Annotated in this window: 17 protein-coding genes and 4 tRNA genes; 15 read left to right on the forward strand and 6 right to left on the reverse strand. The window is 60.7% G+C overall.

Features of this window, described 5'->3' with window-relative positions; all coding sequences use genetic code 11:
• Positions 1–185 precede the first annotated feature (185 nt).
• Complete coding sequence (locus tag AC1Z3V_RS24045) at positions 186–2,639, forward strand: penicillin-binding protein 1A (protein WP_429808886.1); 2,454 nt, start codon at positions 186–188, stop codon at positions 2,637–2,639.
• A gap of 96 nt (positions 2,640–2,735) precedes the next feature.
• A protein-coding gene (gene prfB, locus AC1Z3V_RS24050; RefSeq protein WP_429808889.1) for a peptide chain release factor 2 occupies positions 2,736–3,867 on the forward strand; the annotation gives its coding sequence in 2 pieces (ribosomal slippage) (positions 2,736–2,804 and positions 2,806–3,867; 1,131 coding nt in all).
• Between the two features lie 165 nt (positions 3,868–4,032).
• Here the strand turns inward: prfB and AC1Z3V_RS24055 are convergent.
• Both AC1Z3V_RS24055 and AC1Z3V_RS24060 read right to left on the reverse strand, forming a co-directional pair.
• Positions 4,033–4,521 (reverse strand): hypothetical protein, encoded by a 489-nt coding sequence (locus AC1Z3V_RS24055; protein ID WP_483502148.1) that lies wholly within the window; start codon positions 4,519–4,521, stop codon positions 4,033–4,035.
• Positions 4,522–4,683: 162 nt separating this feature from the next.
• On the reverse strand, positions 4,684–5,457 hold the full coding sequence (locus AC1Z3V_RS24060; protein ID WP_483502149.1) for an NAD kinase: 774 nt from the start codon (positions 5,455–5,457) through the stop codon (positions 4,684–4,686).
• Between the two features lie 157 nt (positions 5,458–5,614).
• On the opposite strand from AC1Z3V_RS24060, the gene AC1Z3V_RS24065 reads away from it, so the two are divergent.
• Positions 5,615–5,690: transfer RNA gene (locus AC1Z3V_RS24065), tRNA-Thr, on the forward strand.
• A 191-nt stretch (positions 5,691–5,881) separates the two neighbouring features.
• On the opposite strand, the gene AC1Z3V_RS24070 is transcribed toward AC1Z3V_RS24065, so the two are convergent.
• Positions 5,882–6,823 carry a LysR family transcriptional regulator gene (locus AC1Z3V_RS24070; RefSeq protein ID WP_483502151.1) on the reverse strand — a complete coding sequence of 314 codons (942 nt, stop codon included), beginning with the start codon at positions 6,821–6,823 and terminating at the stop codon, positions 5,882–5,884.
• Between the two features lie 137 nt (positions 6,824–6,960).
• On the opposite strand from AC1Z3V_RS24070, the gene AC1Z3V_RS24075 reads away from it, so the two are divergent.
• On the forward strand, positions 6,961–7,581 hold the full coding sequence (locus AC1Z3V_RS24075; protein ID WP_429816663.1) for an FMN-dependent NADH-azoreductase: 621 nt from the start codon (positions 6,961–6,963) through the stop codon (positions 7,579–7,581).
• A gap of 164 nt (positions 7,582–7,745) precedes the next feature.
• Entirely contained in the window at positions 7,746–8,006 is a 261-nt protein-coding gene (locus AC1Z3V_RS24080; protein WP_429817194.1) for a hypothetical protein, read from the forward strand.
• Here the strand turns inward: AC1Z3V_RS24080 and AC1Z3V_RS24085 are convergent.
• Together AC1Z3V_RS24085 and AC1Z3V_RS24090 are read right to left on the reverse strand one after the other, a co-directional pair.
• Positions 7,996–8,712: an AprI/Inh family metalloprotease inhibitor gene (locus AC1Z3V_RS24085; RefSeq protein ID WP_483502152.1), complete on the reverse strand. Its 717-nt coding sequence runs from the start codon at positions 8,710–8,712 to the stop codon at positions 7,996–7,998. The two genes, AC1Z3V_RS24080 and AC1Z3V_RS24085, sit on opposite strands and share 11 nt — an antisense overlap.
• Positions 8,713–8,855: 143 nt before the next feature.
• Positions 8,856–9,731, reverse strand: a complete 876-nt coding sequence (locus AC1Z3V_RS24090) for a TrmH family RNA methyltransferase (RefSeq protein ID WP_483502153.1) — start codon at positions 9,729–9,731, stop codon at positions 8,856–8,858.
• Between the two features lie 217 nt (positions 9,732–9,948).
• Here AC1Z3V_RS24090 and AC1Z3V_RS24095 point away from each other — a divergent pair.
• The 3 genes from AC1Z3V_RS24095 to tuf all read left to right on the forward strand — a co-directional run bounded on the left by AC1Z3V_RS24095 (position 9,949) and on the right by tuf (position 11,580).
• Positions 9,949–10,033 (forward strand) — tRNA-Tyr (locus AC1Z3V_RS24095).
• Between the two features lie 23 nt (positions 10,034–10,056).
• A tRNA-Gly gene (locus AC1Z3V_RS24100) sits at positions 10,057–10,130 on the forward strand.
• 274 nt (positions 10,131–10,404) lie between these two features.
• Positions 10,405–11,580, forward strand: a complete 1,176-nt coding sequence (gene tuf, locus AC1Z3V_RS24105) for an elongation factor Tu (protein WP_336174473.1) — start codon at positions 10,405–10,407, stop codon at positions 11,578–11,580.
• A gap of 56 nt (positions 11,581–11,636) precedes the next feature.
• Here the strand turns inward: tuf and AC1Z3V_RS24110 are convergent, their stop codons facing one another.
• Complete coding sequence (locus tag AC1Z3V_RS24110) at positions 11,637–12,131, reverse strand: GrpB family protein (protein ID WP_483502155.1); 495 nt, start codon at positions 12,129–12,131, stop codon at positions 11,637–11,639.
• A gap of 253 nt (positions 12,132–12,384) precedes the next feature.
• On the opposite strand from AC1Z3V_RS24110, the gene AC1Z3V_RS24115 reads away from it, so the two are divergent.
• From AC1Z3V_RS24115 to rplL, 7 genes are all read left to right on the forward strand, one after another.
• Positions 12,385–12,460 (forward strand) — tRNA-Trp (locus AC1Z3V_RS24115).
• A 197-nt stretch (positions 12,461–12,657) separates the two neighbouring features.
• Positions 12,658–12,858, forward strand: coding sequence for a preprotein translocase subunit SecE (gene secE, locus AC1Z3V_RS24120; protein WP_173516242.1), 201 nt, complete (start codon positions 12,658–12,660; stop codon positions 12,856–12,858).
• 16 nt (positions 12,859–12,874) lie between these two features.
• The gene (gene nusG, locus AC1Z3V_RS24125; protein ID WP_483502157.1) at positions 12,875–13,405 is read left to right on the forward strand and encodes a transcription termination/antitermination protein NusG; all 531 of its coding nucleotides are present in this window, start codon (positions 12,875–12,877) and stop codon (positions 13,403–13,405) included.
• Between the two features lie 208 nt (positions 13,406–13,613).
• Positions 13,614–14,045 (forward strand): 50S ribosomal protein L11, encoded by a 432-nt coding sequence (gene rplK / locus AC1Z3V_RS24130; RefSeq protein ID WP_173516243.1) that lies wholly within the window; start codon positions 13,614–13,616, stop codon positions 14,043–14,045.
• Positions 14,046–14,049: 4 nt separating this feature from the next.
• Positions 14,050–14,748, forward strand: a complete 699-nt coding sequence (gene rplA, locus AC1Z3V_RS24135; RefSeq protein WP_247961097.1) for a 50S ribosomal protein L1 — start codon at positions 14,050–14,052, stop codon at positions 14,746–14,748.
• Between the two features lie 335 nt (positions 14,749–15,083).
• Positions 15,084–15,602, forward strand: a complete 519-nt coding sequence (gene rplJ / locus AC1Z3V_RS24140) for a 50S ribosomal protein L10 (RefSeq protein WP_429816675.1) — start codon at positions 15,084–15,086, stop codon at positions 15,600–15,602.
• Between the two features lie 58 nt (positions 15,603–15,660).
• Entirely contained in the window at positions 15,661–16,044 is a 384-nt protein-coding gene (gene rplL, locus AC1Z3V_RS24145) for a 50S ribosomal protein L7/L12 (protein ID WP_429816677.1), read from the forward strand.
• The last annotated feature ends 264 nt before the right edge of the window (positions 16,045–16,308 follow it).

Consider the following 16,308-nt stretch of genomic DNA (forward strand, 5'->3'; position numbering starts at 1 on the left):
AACGAGTTGATGCCCGGGGTTCCTCGCCATATGAGGAGCCGGGCTGGCGGGGCGCTGCGATGCCAGACGATTTCTGACGAAAGAGTTTGGTCGGACCGACGCAATGTAAGCCGGCGGGACAGAGCATGGACTGTCGCGGGGCGGTCCGGCAATTGGACGATAATTAAGGTACCGGTATCTGACTGATGATCAGGCTGATTGGATATTTCTTCGGGATTGGTGCGTTTCTGCTGCTTGGCGTGGCCGGAGCCGTGGCGCTTTATCTGGGCGTCGTCACCAAGGATCTACCTGACTACGAGGTGCTGGCGAAATATTCGCCGCCTGTGACGACGCGCTTTCATGCCGGCAACGGCGCCCTGATGGCAGAATACGCGCGCGAGCGGCGTCTCTATCTGCCGATCCAGGCGATCCCGGATCGCGTCAAGGCGGCCTTCATCTCGGCCGAAGACAAGAATTTCTACCAGCATCCGGGCGTCGACCTTACGGGTCTCGCCCGCGCTATCGCCGTCAACCTGCAGAACTTCGGCTCCGGCCGTCGGCCCGTGGGCGCATCGACGATCACGCAGCAGGTGGCAAAGAACTTCCTGCTGTCGTCCGACCAGACGATCGACCGCAAGGTCAAGGAAGCGATCCTTTCCTTCCGTATCGAGCAGGCCTACAGCAAGGACCGCATCCTTGAGCTCTATCTCAACGAGATCTTCTTCGGCCTCAATTCCTACGGCATTGCCGGCGCGGCGCTGACCTATTTCGACAAGTCGGTCACCGAGCTCACCATTGCCGAGACCGCCTATCTTGCCGCTCTGCCGAAGGGCCCGGCCAACTACCATCCGTTCCGCAAGACCGAAGCCGCCATCGAACGCCGCAACTGGGTGATCGACCGCATGGTGGAGAACGGCTACGTCACCAAGGCCGATGGCGAAGAGGCCAAGAAGCAGCCGCTGGGCGTCAATCCACGCCGCGGTGGCGCACATCTCTTCGCGTCCGACTTCTTCGCCGAGGAGGTCCGCCGGCAGATCATCCAGAAATATGGCGACAACGCGCTCTATGAAGGCGGCCTGTCGGTTCGCACCTCGCTCGACCCGCGTCTGCAGATCGCGGCACGCAAGGCGCTGCAGGCGGGTCTGCTGAGCTATGACGAGCGCCGTGGCTTCCATGGTCCGGTAAAGACGATCGAGATCGGTGGCGATTGGGGTGAGCCGCTTGGCGCGGTTCCTGCCTTCAGCGACGTGCCGGAGTGGAAGCTCGCCGTCGTTCTGTCGGTCGATGCGCAGGGTGCCGAGATCGGCATCCAGCCGGATAAGGAAGCCTCGGGCAAGATTGTCGCCGAACGCGTTACCGGACACATCTCCGCCAAGAACATGCAGTGGGCCTACCGGTCCGCCAATGGCGACCGCAAGTCGGCGAAGTCCCCCGAGGGTGTCTTCGGCGCCGGCGATGTCGTCTATGTCGAGCCCTTGCCGGAAAAGGGCGAATATCGCCTGCGCCAGCCGCCGAAGGTCCAGGGTGGTCTCGTGGCGATGGATCCGCAGACCGGCCGCGTGCTGGCCATGGTCGGCGGCTTCTCCTATGGCCAGTCGGAATTCAACCGCGCGACCCAGGCGATGCGCCAGCCGGGCTCGTCCTTCAAGCCCTTCGTCTACGCTGCGGCGCTCGACAATGGCTATACGCCGGCGTCGGTCATTCTCGACGCCCCGATCGAAATCGTCGCCGGCGGTCAGGTCTGGCGTCCGGAAAACTATGGGGGCGGCTCGGCCGGTCCGTCGACGCTGCGTCTCGGCATCGAGAAGTCGCGCAACCTGATGACGGTTCGCCTCGCCAACGACATGGGCATGAACCTCGTTGCCGAATATGCCGAGCGTTTCGGTATCTACGACAAGATGCCGCCGCTGCTCGCGATGTCGCTGGGCTCCGGCGAAACGACGGTTCTGCGCATGGTCTCGGCCTATTCGGTTCTCGCCAATGGCGGCAAGCAGATCAAGCCGTCGCTGATCGACCGTATTCAGGACCGCTATGGCAAGACGATTTTCCGGCATGAGGATCGCACCTGCGACAACTGCAATGCAAGCGACTGGCAGAGCCAGGAAGAGCCGGTCCTGACCGACAATCGCGAGCAGGTGCTCGACCCCATGACCTCCTACCAGATCACTTCGATGATGGAGGGCGTCGTCCTGCGCGGCACGGCGGCTGGCAAGATCAAGCTCGATCGTCCGGTTGCCGGCAAGACCGGTACGACCAACGACGAAAAGGACGCCTGGTTTGTCGGCTACACGCCGGACATCGTCGCCGGCCTCTATCTCGGTTTCGACAATCCCGCGCCGCTCGGCCGCGGCGCCACCGGCGGCAGCCTCGCGGTGCCGATCTTCAACGACTTCATGCAGGAAGCCGTCAAGGGCATACGCCCGAGCAAGTTCGTCGTGCCGGAAGGCATGAGCATGGTCGCTGTCAACCGCAAGACCGGCATGGCTGCCCAAGAGGGTGAGCCGGACACGATCATAGAGGCGTTCAAGCCCGGCACCGGCCCGGCCGATACCTTCTCGGTCATCGGCGGTCTCGATCAATATGTACCGCCGGAAGAGATCCTGAAGAATTCGCCGCAGGCAAACCAGGCGGTGACCTCGGGTTCCAACGGCCTGTTCTAAGCCTTTCCTCACTTGCGATGCCCGCCGCCTTTACATCAGCGGCGGGCATCGCTATTTGACGCTCACCTTCATATCGGGTTCACAAGAAGCAGGATCATGCGCAGCGAAATCGAGAATATTGTCGACGAAATCAAGCAGGCCATAAGCCTGCTGAGGAGGCATCTTTGACTGGGATCAGGCGGTAAGACGACTGGACTGGTTGAACAACAAGGCGGAAGACCCGACCCTCTGGAACGATGCTTCGGAAGCACAGAAGCTGATGCGCGAGCGCCAGCAGCTTGACGACGGCATCAATGGGCTGCGTCGTTTCGAGCAGCAGCTCAACGACAACATCGAACTCATCGAACTCGGTGAGGAAGAGGGCGATGCGGCGATCGTCGCGGATGCCGAACAGGCGCTGCGCGAGCTTCGGTCGGAAGCGGCCAAGAAGCAGGTCGAGGCCATGCTTTCTGGCGAGGCGGATCAGAACGACACCTATCTCGAAGTGCATTCCGGTGCCGGCGGCACGGAGAGCCAGGACTGGGCCAACATGCTTCTGCGCATGTATACCCGCTGGTCCGAGCGCCAGGGATACAAGGTCGAGCTTCTGGAAATCCAGGATGGTGAAGAAGCTGGCATCAAGTCCGCGACGCTGCTCGTCAAGGGCCATAATGCCTATGGCTGGCTGAAGACCGAATCGGGCGTGCACCGCCTTGTTCGCATTTCGCCCTATGACAGCAACGCGCGCCGTCACACCTCGTTCTCTTCGATCTGGGTTTACCCGGTCGTCGACGATTCGATCCAGATCGACGTCAACGAGAGCGATTGCCGCATCGACACCTACCGCTCCTCGGGCGCCGGTGGTCAGCACGTCAACACCACCGACTCGGCGGTGCGCATCACGCACATCCCGTCGGGCATCGTCGTGCAGTGCCAGCAGGAACGCTCGCAGCACAAGAACCGGGCGAAGGCCTGGGACATGCTGCGTGCTCGCCTCTACGAGGCCGAGCTGAAGAAGCGGGAAGAGGCGGCAAACGCCGAGGCCGCGTCGAAGACCGACATCGGCTGGGGTCACCAGATCCGCTCCTACGTTCTGCAGCCCTACCAGTTGGTCAAGGATCTGCGCACCGGCGTCGAAAGCACGGCACCGGGCGATGTTCTCGACGGCGAGCTCAACGAGTTCATGGAAGCAGCGCTCGCGCACCGTGTCAGCGGCGGCGCGGATGCCGTCGTCGACGATCTGAACTAAAGCATGTCGCGCAGAAGTGCGCAGCGGTTTTGCGATAACGACATGCGATATCAAGAACTTAAGGCGCAAGGAGCGATCTGAAAGATCGCGACCGGCTTTAAGCATCGCGGCGAGAGTTCTGGAATTGAAGAAGGCCGGGTGTTCGCATCCGGCCTTTTCCTTTGCTCAGTTCGAGGCGCGCTCGATCTTGATGTCGCCGAGATCGTCGATGAGCACGGTCCAGCTCTCCGGTTCGCGCGCGCTCGGATCGGTCTTCAGATAGACCGTCGCGAACATCCCCGGCTGCGCGGTGACGCCGGTCGAGGTCTCCGGGCGAATATCGGTGACATAGGCCTTGAGCGCCGAGAACTCTTCGAGTTCCGCCGAGGAAACCACCACGGGGCCGGCGGACGTCACTTCGATCTGCTGCAGGTGGACCTGTGCCGTGCCATCCGCCTGGCGAAGCGCGACCAGCTTGTAGTAGCCGCGCCGGGCGTCGCCTCGTTTCTCGGCGGCCGCATTGGGGTCAAGTGACGAAAGTGGCTCTCCGCTTTCCTCCCAATAGCCTGTGCTCGTCACGAAAGTTACCTGCGGCGGCACGACGTTGGCGTCCTCGGCCTTGGCGCCGGCGCTGCTCACGAACAGGAGAAGCGCGAGGAGGGCGGATCTTTGCATTTGGGGTTGTCGTCCTTTCAAACCGCAGCTCCGCGGCCGCTTCGCTGTAGCATTCTGAATTGCTGCATGTTTCCTTTAATCGGGTCCGATTAAAGGAAACATGCAGCAACGGTCGCAAGCCGGTCCACGAGGATCATAACATATCGCGCGGAGAACGTGCGCTCAGTTCGAGAATTGCTCGGCCAGGATGCGGTCCGACCAGGAATGGTCGGGATCCGAGAGGATGCGCGCCGTCATGTTCTCCGATTCGGCGATCCGCACCTTGACCACCGATTTTACTTCCTGATGGTCCGCCACCGCGTTGACCGGCCGCTTGTCGGCTTCGAGGATTTCGATCTCGACGGTCACATGGTTCGGCAGCAGCGCGCCGCGCCAGCGCCGCGGACGGAAGGCGCTGACCGGCGTCATCGCGAGAAGCGGCGCCTCGAGCGGCAGGATCGGGCCATGGGCGGAGAGGTTGTAAGCCGTCGATCCGGCCGGCGTCGCCACCAGCAACCCGTCGCAGGTCAGTTCCTCGAGCCGTGTCTTGCCGTCGATGACGACGCGCAGCTTCGCGGCCTGGTAGGATTGGCGGAAGAGATAGACCTCGTTGATCGCAAGCGCCGTGAAGCTCTCGCCATAGACATCGGTCGTCTGCATCTCCAGCGGATGGAACGCGTTTTCGACCGCCTGACAAATGCGATCCGCCAGGTTCTCGGTGCTGTAGCGGTTCATCAGGAAGCCGACGGACCCGCGGTTCATGCCGTAGACCAGCTTGCCGCTGTTCATGGTCTGGTGCAGCGTCTGCAGCATGAAGCCATCGCCGCCGAGCGCCACGATCACGTCGGCCTTTGCCGGATCGTGATCACCATAGATCGCCTTGAGATCAGCCGCAGCCTTTTGCGCCTCCTCCGCAGAAGAGGCGAGGAAGGCGAAGGAATTGAACGTTCGGGCCATGAAACTCTAGTCCGTTCGATGCGTTGCGTGCCGCTTACGGCGATCTCTCGACCCTGTTTCTGGCATGGCCGGCAGCCGAACGCATCTGAAAAATTGGGAGAATTCGCAAATTTGCTTTACACCGCGCGAGATTATGGTAACTCCGACCGCTGAAAGTGCCCTTATAGCTCAGTTGGTAGAGCGGCTGATTTGTAATCAGTAGGTCGGGAGTTCGAGTCTCTCTGGGGGCACCACGTCATCCCCTTTTGCTGAAATCGCTCGCTTTTTGCCGTGGGACCGCATTCGGATTTGAGATGCGGGCAGCCGCATACAGCCACGCGGCAGCGTCGGTGTCGAGTTCGTCACGCGGTGCAATTCGAGCCATGGTCCACACTCCCGACGGTCTTGGTGATTTGCCGGTGCCGAGCGGCACCGGGCAGCGACGTCAGATATCGAACGAGTGGGCCATCCGCACCGGGACCTCGCGGCATTTCTGCAAAGCATTGAGAAGATTTTCGGCGAGATAGTCGATCAGCGCCCGGGTTGCCGGCAGCATGCCCTGGCGGGATGGGAAGACGAGATGCACGACGACGTCGTTCGACGTCCACTCCGGTAGTACCGGCACCAAGACGCCGGCACGGAAGGCGCGTTCGCAGATATGGTCCGGCAGCAGCGCCACGCCCATGCCCTCGATCGCTGCACGTTCGAGAATGATGAAGTCGCTGCAGCCGATGATCGGGCGGTGGGTGATTTCCGTCGTGTTTCCGTCGGCCGAGATGAGTCGCCAGACATCGGTCGGGTGCTGTTCGTTCATCGACAGCGTCGCCTGCTGGCTGAGATTGTCGATCGTGATCTCGCCCGCGCGGGCAAGGAACGTCGGGCTGGCGGCGAGCCGCTCGCGCACTTCGCCGAACTTGCGGATGATCAACTGATTGTCGGTATCGAGTTGGCCGCGGGCGCGAAGCGCCACGTCGACCCGTTCCTCGATGAGGTCAATGCGCCGGTTGGTGGCGATGATCAGCAGCCGGACGCCGGGATAGCGCCGGTGAAACGCCGGAAGGATATCGGCGAGCATGGGCGTGAACCCGAGCGGGCAGGCGAGCCTGACGGTGCCGGAGGGCTCGGCCCGAACGGCTGCGATTTCGGCTTCGGCGGCAGCAACGCCGTCAAGCAACCCCTGGCAATGTTCGTAGAACACGCGGCCGATGTCGGTGACGCGCAACTTGCGGGTCGAGCGCTCGAGAAGGCGCACACCGAGCTGCTCCTCCAGGCGGGCTACATGTTTGCTGAGTTTGGATTTGGGTATATTGAGGTCGCGTGCGGCAGCGCTGAAGCCGTTGTTTCGCACCACGGCGGCAAAAAGCCCGAGGTCGTTTAGATCCTGCATTGTCCTGTCTCCGAAGTGCGGATGCTCGGCGTGATTGTTTCCGTCTGGAAACAGTATGTCAAATATCCGCTGGCTTATCGGGTGATTGTTTTCCCCTCATATGTGGATCACCGCAACGCAAACACAAAGGTGTTCCCATGAATGTTCTTCATATCGACTCCGGTATCCTCGGTGATCACTCGGTTTCCCGCCGCCTGACGGCCGCCCTCGCTGCTCAGGTCAAGGCTGACCGCCCGGATGCAACGGTGACCTATCGTGACCTCGCCGCCAGCTCGCTCCCGCACCTGACCGGCGCCCAGATCATGGCTCCCGCAGATCTCGCCAGCGTGGACGCCGACCTTGCCGCCGACGTCAAGCTTGGCCGCGACATGCTCGAAGAATTCCTAGCTGCCGACACGATCATCATCGGCGCGCCGATGTACAACTTCGGTATTCCGAGCCAGCTCAAGGCCTGGATCGACCGCATCGCCGTCTCCGGCAAGACCTTCCGTTACACCGAAAATGGTCCGGAAGGCCTCGCCAAGGGTAAGAAGATCATCGTCGCCTCGACCCGCGGCGGTCATTATTCCGCCGGTCCGGCTGCCGTGATGGACCATCAGGAATCCTACCTGAAGACGGTCTTCGGTTTCCTGGGCGTCACCGATGTCGAGTTCGTCCGCGCCGAGGGCCTGAACCTCAGCGCCGACTCCAAGCAGTTCGCGATCGCCGAGGCCGAAAAGACCATTGCCGCAGGCAATGTGCTTCGCCTGGCGAGCTAAAACAAAAATGAATTCAGCGGATCACGGCGGTGATCCGGTGGAGGGGCCTTGGCCCTGCTTGCGGACGGTGCCGGTTGCAGATGCAGCCGGCATTGTCCGTTTTCGTCTATCATCATTTGCTTTATATTGCCTTCATGACGAACGGGCGGACGATCCTTTGGGGCATGACCGCTACGGTGGCTCTTTTGCTCGCCGCCGAAGCTGCCCTTGCCGCGCCGCCGGATCATGGCTGCACCTGCCGCAACCGCGACGGTTCGAAATATGAACTTGGGCAGATTGCCTGCGTCCGTGTCGACGGAAACGCCTATCTCGCGCGCTGCGAGATGAACCTCAATGTCACCACCTGGAAGAAGTTGCGCGACGGCTGTCCGACGGCCGGGATGAGCACGCCTCCGGACTCTACGCGGCAATCGGTCAGTTTCTGACGAGGAGCAGCGGTTTGCCGCCTTCGTTCCGGTCTTTCTCGAATCCGGAAGCTGTGGCCGTGAAGGCGAGCGAACTGCCGCCGTCTCCGAGCAGGGTGATGCCAAGGCCGTTTGCTGTCCAGCTCCGCAGTTTCAGTTTTCTGACGGCGCCTTCGCAAGGTTCCTCCACGGTCAGCCCCAGATTGCCGTCACTGTCGGCGGTCCCCGTGAAGCTCACTTGGCAGACGGCGGCTCCGCCTGGTCGTTTCATCTGCCACGCACCTTTCATATTGGCCGGCGCCGGCAGATGCGAGATGCCGTCCACCGCAGGTACGAGCGCCAGCCGAGGCCCGTTCTCGCCGTTCGTCAGGAGAGGGGATCCCTCGCTCTCTTCAAAGCGGGCGCGAACCTTTCGCAGGACGTCGATCAGCAACAGGCCGCCACTCCCGTCGAAATTCCAGGCGGCGACGTCGGCAAGGATTGGCAGGCTCTTGGCGCAGCCCTCGGCTCCGGCAACGGCGTAGCCGCCGATCGCCTCGTCGGCGGTGAGTGTGAGCTTGCATCCGTCCGCGCCATCGAGCGGCGCGACCAGATAATCGCCCTTCTGCGCCGCGATGATGGCGGGATCGATGTCGCCGGCCGCGGAGGCGGCGTGTGGACCGAGACAGACCGCACTCAAAACCAGCAGCCGAAACATAGATGTGCGTGATGCCCGTGCGATGATCATGAAAGCTCTCCGATCCCAACGATGCGGAGATTTCCACAGGCCCAATATCGCGTCAATGCGCGGCCTTCGGTGTCGCTGTGCTAAGCCTTGGGCAATGCGACCGCCCGCGCGGTTGTCGCGATGGGGCGGTCGGTCTGGAGATCTCAGCGGCTCAGGAATTGGCGCGCAGCATACATGGCGATCGCCGCCGCGTTCGATACGTTCAGCGATTTGATCGCACCGGGCATGTCGAGCCGGGCAAGGTCCTTCACGATCGAACGGGTCTTCTGCCGCAGCCCCTTGCCCTCGGAACCGAGAACCAGTGCGATCTTCTTACCGCTGAATGTTCCCTCAAGCGGCTGCGGCCCTTCCGAATCGAGGCCGATCGTCTGGAAGCCCAGCCGATGCAGTTCTTCGATGGCATCCGCGAGATTGGTGATCTGGATATACGGGATCATCTCCAGCGCGCCCGAGGCGGATTTGGCGAGCACGCCCGATTCGGTCGGGCTATGGCGCATGGTGGTGATCAGCGCGCCGGCGTCGAAGGCGACGGCGGAGCGCATGATGGCACCGACATTGTGCGGGTCGGTCACCTGGTCAAGCACGAGAATCAGCGGGCAGTCGCGAAGCGCTTCTAGCTTGCGATGCGGCAAGGGGCGCGTTTCGAGCATGACGCCCTGGTGGATCGCATCAGGGCCGAGGATCTTGTCGAGATCCTGCGGCGTCACGGTCTCGACCGGGAAGGGCAGGGCCGACAGTTCGCCGAGCTCCAGCCGGGCAGCGGCGTTCTGCGTAACGCTGAGGCGAACGATCTGGCGCGCCGGATTGTCGAGGGCGGCGCGAACCGTGTGCAAGCCGTAAAGCAGGACCTGTTCCGGCGCGAGTTGCGGCGGCTTCCAGTCGGCCGGCGCCTTGCGGCGCTTCTCCTGTTTCGGCGTTGGGATTTCGCCTCGCTCCCGCTTGGCGTCGCGGTGGGCGCGCCTGAGGTTGGCGTAATGGGTGTCCTTGGCGCTCTTGTCGCCGGTGCGATCTTTGCTCATGGGCGTCTTATAGAGGGGTTGCAGGCGGGGCGAAATGGTTTTCCGTGAGCGGTCCGGAATTGTCGCTGTGGAGAAATTCAGAAATTTTCCATTGAGCCGTGTTGACAGGACGAAAGAGGGCGGTCATATACCCGGCCACAGATCGAGAGCGGCAACGACAAGTCGCTGGTTGTCTCGCGATCTCAATTGCTTGGTCGAAAGATCCCGACAGAATAATGGAGGGATGCCCGAGTGGTTAAAGGGGACGGACTGTAAATCCGTTGGCTCAGCCTACGTTGGTTCAAATCCAACTCCCTCCACCATTCTGCTTCTGGATCGAAGGCCCGCGGGTATAGCTCAATGGTAGAGCAGCAGCCTTCCAAGCTGAATACGCGGGTTCGATTCCCGCTACCCGCTCCAGCAGCGAATCCTCTCCACTTTTCCAATTAAATCGATGCCTCAGTGCTTCGTGATAAGCCATTGTTTATCTTGTTCGGCTGGCGATCCGTGATTCGCGGATGGCTGGTCTTGCGTCGGCGCTTCACCGTTCTTACATTTTGTCGGGAAAAGGCCGTCGGCGACCGGTCCGGGCGTACGCAATTAAGTCTTGCGCAAATCCCCTGAAACCCTTAAACGGCTCCACAAACCGGCCCTGCCGGCTGATCATTCATACTTGACCACAGGAAACGTACCCATGGCAAAGAGCAAATTTGAGCGCAACAAGCCGCACGTTAACATTGGCACGATTGGCCACGTTGACCATGGCAAGACGTCGCTGACGGCAGCGATCACGAAGTACTTCGGCGAGTTCAAGGCGTATGACCAGATCGACGCCGCTCCGGAAGAAAAGGCCCGTGGTATCACGATTTCGACGGCGCACGTTGAGTATGAGACGCCGAACCGTCACTACGCTCACGTTGACTGCCCCGGCCACGCCGACTACGTCAAGAACATGATCACCGGTGCGGCGCAGATGGACGGCGCGATCCTGGTTTGCTCGGCCGCTGACGGCCCGATGCCGCAGACCCGCGAGCACATCCTGCTCGCCCGCCAGGTTGGCGTTCCGGCGATCGTCGTGTTCCTGAACAAGGTCGACCAGGTTGACGACGCCGAGCTTCTCGAGCTCGTCGAGCTGGAAGTTCGCGAACTTCTGTCGTCCTACGAATTCCCGGGCGACGACATTCCGATCATCAAGGGCTCGGCGCTTGCTGCTCTGGAAGATTCGGACAAGAAGATCGGCGAAGACGCGATCCGCGAGCTGATGGCAGCGGTTGACGCCTACATCCCGACGCCCGAGCGTCCGATCGACCAGCCGTTCCTGATGCCGATCGAAGACGTGTTCTCGATCTCGGGCCGTGGTACGGTTGTGACCGGTCGCGTTGAGCGCGGCATCGTCAAGGTCGGCGAAGAAATCGAAATCGTCGGCATCCGTCCGACGACGAAGACGACCTGCACGGGCGTTGAAATGTTCCGCAAGCTGCTCGACCAGGGCCAGGCTGGCGACAACATCGGTGCGCTGCTGCGCGGTGTCGACCGCAACGGCGTCGAGCGTGGCCAGATCCTGTGCAAGCCGGGTTCGGTCAAGCCGCACAAGAAGTTCAAGGCTGAAGCCTACATCCTGACGAAGGAAGAAGGCGGCCGTCATACGCCGTTCTTCACGAACTACCGTCCGCAGTTCTACTTCCGCACGACGGACGTGACGGGCATCGTGACGCTGCCGGAAGGCACGGAAATGGTCATGCCGGGCGACAACGTCACGGTTGACGTCGAGCTGATCGTTCCGATCGCGATGGAAGAAAAGCTGCGCTTCGCGATCCGCGAAGGCGGCCGTACCGTCGGCGCAGGCATCGTTGCCTCCATCGTCGAGTAATCTGCTGATTAAAAGTCAGTAGGAAGGCCCCGCCGGTGACGGCGGGGCCTTTTTCGTTAGGGGGACGCGAGCACCGCTTCGATGAAGGCACGCTTGCCGCCGGTGTAGAATTCCCAATCGTCATTGGCTTCTTCTGCAAGCCGCTTTTTCAATGTCTCATATTGCGAGGCATGGTCCGGCCTTTCACGCAGCCGATCCCGGAAGAGAAGGCGGGCTGCTTGGGCGGCGTTGCCGCTTGTGCAGAGATAAAGCCGCGTGCCGCAGGGGCGCGTGTCGGCGGTGAACGTCCAGAGGCCGCTTGCATGCGGGTCGCCGTGAAAAGTGTAGCCGGCGCTGCGAAGGCGGGCGCTTAGCTCCGGCAGCATCCTTTGATCCGAGACGACCGCATCGATATCGATCTTCGGCTTCGCCACCAGTCCCGGTACTGCCGTGCTGCCGATGTGGTGGATCTCGCTGACAAAAGGGCAGAGCAAGGTGGTTACGGCCATGGCTCGTTCTTCGAAGAGCGATGGCCAGCAGGGATCGTATTCGACCAACGTGATGCGCGACATTTGATTCGGCTCCGGCCAATCGCCGGCAGGGTAGCGGCTCCTTTGGCTTTGCGCCTGTGGAAAATTCCGACTGGCTCGGCAATAGCTTGCGCCCCTTCTTCGAGCCTATAGGCGGCAGGGTAGGGACCGGATACGTTCCGATGAGGATTTTTTTGCTTCTTCGGTGAAAGACGCTTGTCATCCTCCGGCAAACTGAATATGAAGCCGCTGACTTGAGGCGGCGACGCGTTGTTAGACGAAGGCGCCGCTGAATAGGGGTATAGCTCAGTTGGTAGAGCGGCGGTCTCCAAAACCGCAGGTCGGGGGTTCGAGCCCCTCTGCCCCTGCCATTCTCCTCGCGCTTGCATAAAGGTTGAGGGTTCGGCAGAGTAAGTTTAAGGGCCGGTAATCCGGCTGACGAAATTCACAGAAAAGACTGATTGGCTCTTGTGGTTTTCAGAATCGGTCTTTATGTAGGGTCCAAACAGACACGCGGTGCGTGGGGCTGAATCATCGGCTTTACGCGCCGTAATGGCGTGAGCATTACATGGCATCCAAAACGAATCCGGTAACGTTTCTGCAGCAGGTTCGCTCTGAGACGTCGAAAGTGACTTGGCCCTCTCGGCGTGAGACGATGATCTCGACGCTGATGGTTTTTGTCATGGTCTTTTTTGCCGCTGCCTTCTTCTTTGCTGCGGACCAGTTGATGGGATGGCTGATCGGCCTCGTCCTCAACGTTGGCGCTTGATTGGGTGGAGGGTAGCATGGCTGCGCGCTGGTACATTGTTCACGCCTATTCGAACTTCGAAAAGAAGGTCGCTGAATTGATCGAGGAAAAGGCCAAGCAGAAGGGTCTCGATCATCTGTTCGAGAAGATTCTCGTGCCGACCGAGAAAGTTGTCGAGGTGCGTCGTGGCCGCAAGGTCGACGCCGAGCGCAAGTTCTTCCCGGGCTACGTTCTGGTTCGCGCCAACCTGACGGATGAGGCGTTCCACCTTATCAAGAACACGCCGAAGGTGACGGGTTTCCTCGGTACCGACAGCAAGCCGGTTCCGATTCCGGATCATGAGGCCGAGCGCATTCTCGGTCAGGTCCAGGACGGCGTCGAGCGTCCGAAGCCGTCGGTTTCGTTCGAGATCGGCGAGCAGGTTCGCGTCTCCGACGGACCGTTCGCCTCGTTCAACGGTGTCGTTCAGGATGTCGACGAAGAGCGTTCGCGCCTCAAGGTCGAGGTATCGATCTTCGGTCGCGCGACGCCGGTCGAGCTGGAATACGGTCAGGTCGAGAAGGTCTGAGAAGATCTCGAGAGATAGGGCGGGTTGCGACCCGTTCTGGCGGAGAAGTCCGCATGCGCGTGGAAGGAAGCCGGCCTTAGCTGGGTCGGATGTTCCGCACCACGCAACCGCAGCCGTCGATCCCCGTGGTCGGCAAAAGCCGGGAAACCGGCGCAATCGATCCTTGGAGCGATCCGTCGCGAGAGGATCTTAGAAAAGGCAGAGAGAAATGGCTAAGAAAGTTGCAGGCCAGCTCAAGCTGCAGGTGAAGGCTGGGTCGGCCAATCCGTCCCCGCCGATCGGTCCTGCGCTCGGTCAGCGTGGCATTAACATCATGGAATTCTGCAAGGCGTTCAACGCCGCCACGCAGGAAATGGAAAAGGGTATGCCGATCCCGGTCGTCATCACCTATTACCAGGACAAGTCCTTCACCTTCGTCATGAAGCAGCCGCCGGTCAGCTACTTCCTGAAGAAGGAAGCGAAGATCCAGTCCGGCTCGAAGACCCCGGGTAAGGGCGCTTCGGCTGGCAAGCTCACCAAGGCTCAGATCAAGTCGATCGCCGAAGCCAAGATGAAGGATCTCAACGCTGCCGATATCGAAGGCGCAATGGCTATGGTCGAGGGCTCTGCCCGCGCTATGGGCCTGGAAGTGGTAGGCTAAGACCATGGCGAAGATTGCAAAGCGTGTACAGAAGTCCCGCGAGGGCATCGATCCGGCGAAGATCTACGGCCTCACTGAAGCCGTATCGCTGGTCAAGGAACGTGCGACCGCCAAGTTCGACGAGACCATCGAAGTCGCGATGAACCTCGGCGTTGACCCGCGCCATGCCGACCAGATGGTTCGTGGCGTTGTCAACCTGCCGAACGGCACCGGCCGCTCGGTTCGCGTCGCTGTTTTTGCCCGTGGCGCCAAGGCTGACGAAGCCAAGGCTGCAGGTGCTGACGTTGTCGGCGCGGAAGAACTCGTTGAAATCGTCCAGGGCGGCAAGATCGATTTCGATCGCTGCATCGCCACCCCGGACATGATGCCGCTCGTCGGTCGTCTCGGTAAGGTTCTCGGCCCGCGCGGCATGATGCCGAACCCGAAGGTCGGCACGGTTACGATGGACGTTGCTGGTGCCGTCAAGGCATCCAAGGGCGGCGCTGTCGAGTTCCGCGTCGAGAAGGCTGGTATCGTTCACGCCGGCGTTGGCAAGGCATCCTTCGATGCCAAGGCGCTGGAAGAAAACATCCGCGCTTTCGCTGACGCCGTGATCAAGGCGAAGCCGACCGGCGCTAAGGGCAACTACGTCAAGCGCGTCGCGATTTCGTCGACCATGGGCCCGGGCCTCAAGATCGACCCGGCCACGCTCAGCGTCGCCTAATTGTTTTCGGGCTTCGGCCCGACACACAAATTTCCGGCCCTCTTGGGGCCGGAAATCCGGATTTCGATCCGGAACTCCTGTCCGAGATTGCGGGTGGTTTTACCTTAATCACTTCGGCCTGCATGAGACGGGTAAGATCTGAATTTCGCCATGACGCCGGAGGCGTCGAAATTCGGTTCGAGCCTCGCTTGCCTTGTGTCAGACCCGGCTTTCCGGGAACGCCAAGGGACAGGATCCTCAAGCGTTACTTGGGATCTTCTTTGATGATCCCTGGTGACAAAGGCAAACCCGGCAGGGGCTGCAGTTCATGCAACCCTGTCAACTGGAGACAGACAGTGGAAAGAGCGGAAAAACGCGAATTCGTCACGGAGCTGAACGAAGTCTTCAAGGCTTCCGGTTCGGTTGTCGTGGCCCACTATGCTGGTGTCACAGTTGCGCAGATGAACGACTTCCGTTCGAAGATGCGCGCTGCTGGCGGCACCGTCAAAGTCGCGAAAAACCGCCTGGCCAAGATCGCTCTTCAGGGCACCGAGTCGGAAGGGATGACCAATCTCTTCAAGGGTCAGACGCTGATCGCATACAGCGAAGACCCGATCACGGCTCCTAAGGTCGTCATGGATTTCGCCAAGACCAACGACAAGCTCGTTGTTCTCGGTGGCGCCATGGGCACAACCACGCTCAACGCCGAAGCAGTCAAGTCGCTCGCGACCCTGCCTTCGCTCGACGAGCTGCGCGCAAAGCTGCTGGGCCTTCTCAATGCCCCGGCAACCCGCGTCGCAACGGTTGTTGCAGCACCGGCAAGCCAGCTTGCTCGCGTGTTCTCGGCCTATGCCAAGAAGGACGAAGCCGCCTAAGGCGGATTTTCGCTGTTGTATTTAAAACCAGTTCGAACCGAACAAAAGGAAAAGTAAAATGGCTGATCTCGCAAAGATCGTTGAAGACCTGTCCTCGCTGACCGTCCTGGAAGCTGCTGAGCTTTCCAAGCTGCTCGAAGAAAAGTGGGGCGTTTCGGCCGCTGCTCCGGTAGCTGTTGCTGCTGCTGGCGGCGCTGCCGGCGGTGCTGCCGCTGCTGCTGAAGAAGAAAAGACCGAGTTCGACGTTATCCTCGTTGACGCTGGCGCCAACAAGATCAACGTCATCAAGGAAGTTCGCGCTATCACCGGTCTCGGCCTCAAGGAAGCCAAGGACCTGGTCGAAGGCGCTCCGAAGCCGGTCAAGGAAGCTGTTTCCAAGGCGGAAGCTGCTGACCTCAAGAAGAAGCTCGAAGAAGCTGGCGCCAAGGTTGACGTCAAGTAATTCGGCTACATGCAAGGGGAGGTGGCCTTTTCGGGCCGCCTCTCTTTGACCGTTTTTGGAACATATTACCCAAAAGCCTGTCGAAAAACGGCTTTTGGGTAATGGGTTCTTCAAGAGGATGGTCTCGAACGAAAGGCAGCACAGCAATCCGCGCTGAGCGTTTTTCGTTAGCTGGACGAGATTGGACAACTCATTGATTGACGGGGTCGACTGGCCATCGGTTCCCGTCCGTTGCAGGCCCGGATGCAAGATTGACAAGGAGCG

The organism is Ensifer sp. 38_S197, assembly GCF_056924495.1.

What these genes read in the sequence shown, in the direction of transcription:
- AC1Z3V_RS24045 (WP_429808886.1), top strand. Translation starts at nt 186, where the DNA reads ATGATCAGGCTGATTGGATATTTCTTCGGGATTGGTGCGTTTCTGCTG.
- AC1Z3V_RS24055 (WP_483502148.1), bottom strand. Translation starts at nt 4,521, where the DNA reads ATGCAAAGATCCGCCCTCCTCGCGCTTCTCCTGTTCGTGAGCAGCGCC.
- AC1Z3V_RS24060 (WP_483502149.1), bottom strand. Translation starts at nt 5,457, where the DNA reads ATGGCCCGAACGTTCAATTCCTTCGCCTTCCTCGCCTCTTCTGCGGAG.
- AC1Z3V_RS24070 (WP_483502151.1), bottom strand. Translation starts at nt 6,823, where the DNA reads ATGCAGGATCTAAACGACCTCGGGCTTTTTGCCGCCGTGGTGCGAAAC.
- AC1Z3V_RS24075 (WP_429816663.1), top strand. Translation starts at nt 6,961, where the DNA reads ATGAATGTTCTTCATATCGACTCCGGTATCCTCGGTGATCACTCGGTT.
- AC1Z3V_RS24080 (WP_429817194.1), top strand. Translation starts at nt 7,746, where the DNA reads ATGACCGCTACGGTGGCTCTTTTGCTCGCCGCCGAAGCTGCCCTTGCC.
- AC1Z3V_RS24085 (WP_483502152.1), bottom strand. Translation starts at nt 8,712, where the DNA reads ATGATCATCGCACGGGCATCACGCACATCTATGTTTCGGCTGCTGGTT.
- AC1Z3V_RS24090 (WP_483502153.1), bottom strand. Translation starts at nt 9,731, where the DNA reads ATGAGCAAAGATCGCACCGGCGACAAGAGCGCCAAGGACACCCATTAC.
- tuf (WP_336174473.1), top strand. Translation starts at nt 10,405, where the DNA reads ATGGCAAAGAGCAAATTTGAGCGCAACAAGCCGCACGTTAACATTGGC.
- AC1Z3V_RS24110 (WP_483502155.1), bottom strand. Translation starts at nt 12,131, where the DNA reads ATGTCGCGCATCACGTTGGTCGAATACGATCCCTGCTGGCCATCGCTC.
- secE (WP_173516242.1), top strand. Translation starts at nt 12,658, where the DNA reads ATGGCATCCAAAACGAATCCGGTAACGTTTCTGCAGCAGGTTCGCTCT.
- nusG (WP_483502157.1), top strand. Translation starts at nt 12,875, where the DNA reads ATGGCTGCGCGCTGGTACATTGTTCACGCCTATTCGAACTTCGAAAAG.
- rplK (WP_173516243.1), top strand. Translation starts at nt 13,614, where the DNA reads ATGGCTAAGAAAGTTGCAGGCCAGCTCAAGCTGCAGGTGAAGGCTGGG.
- rplA (WP_247961097.1), top strand. Translation starts at nt 14,050, where the DNA reads ATGGCGAAGATTGCAAAGCGTGTACAGAAGTCCCGCGAGGGCATCGAT.
- rplL (WP_429816677.1), top strand. Translation starts at nt 15,661, where the DNA reads ATGGCTGATCTCGCAAAGATCGTTGAAGACCTGTCCTCGCTGACCGTC.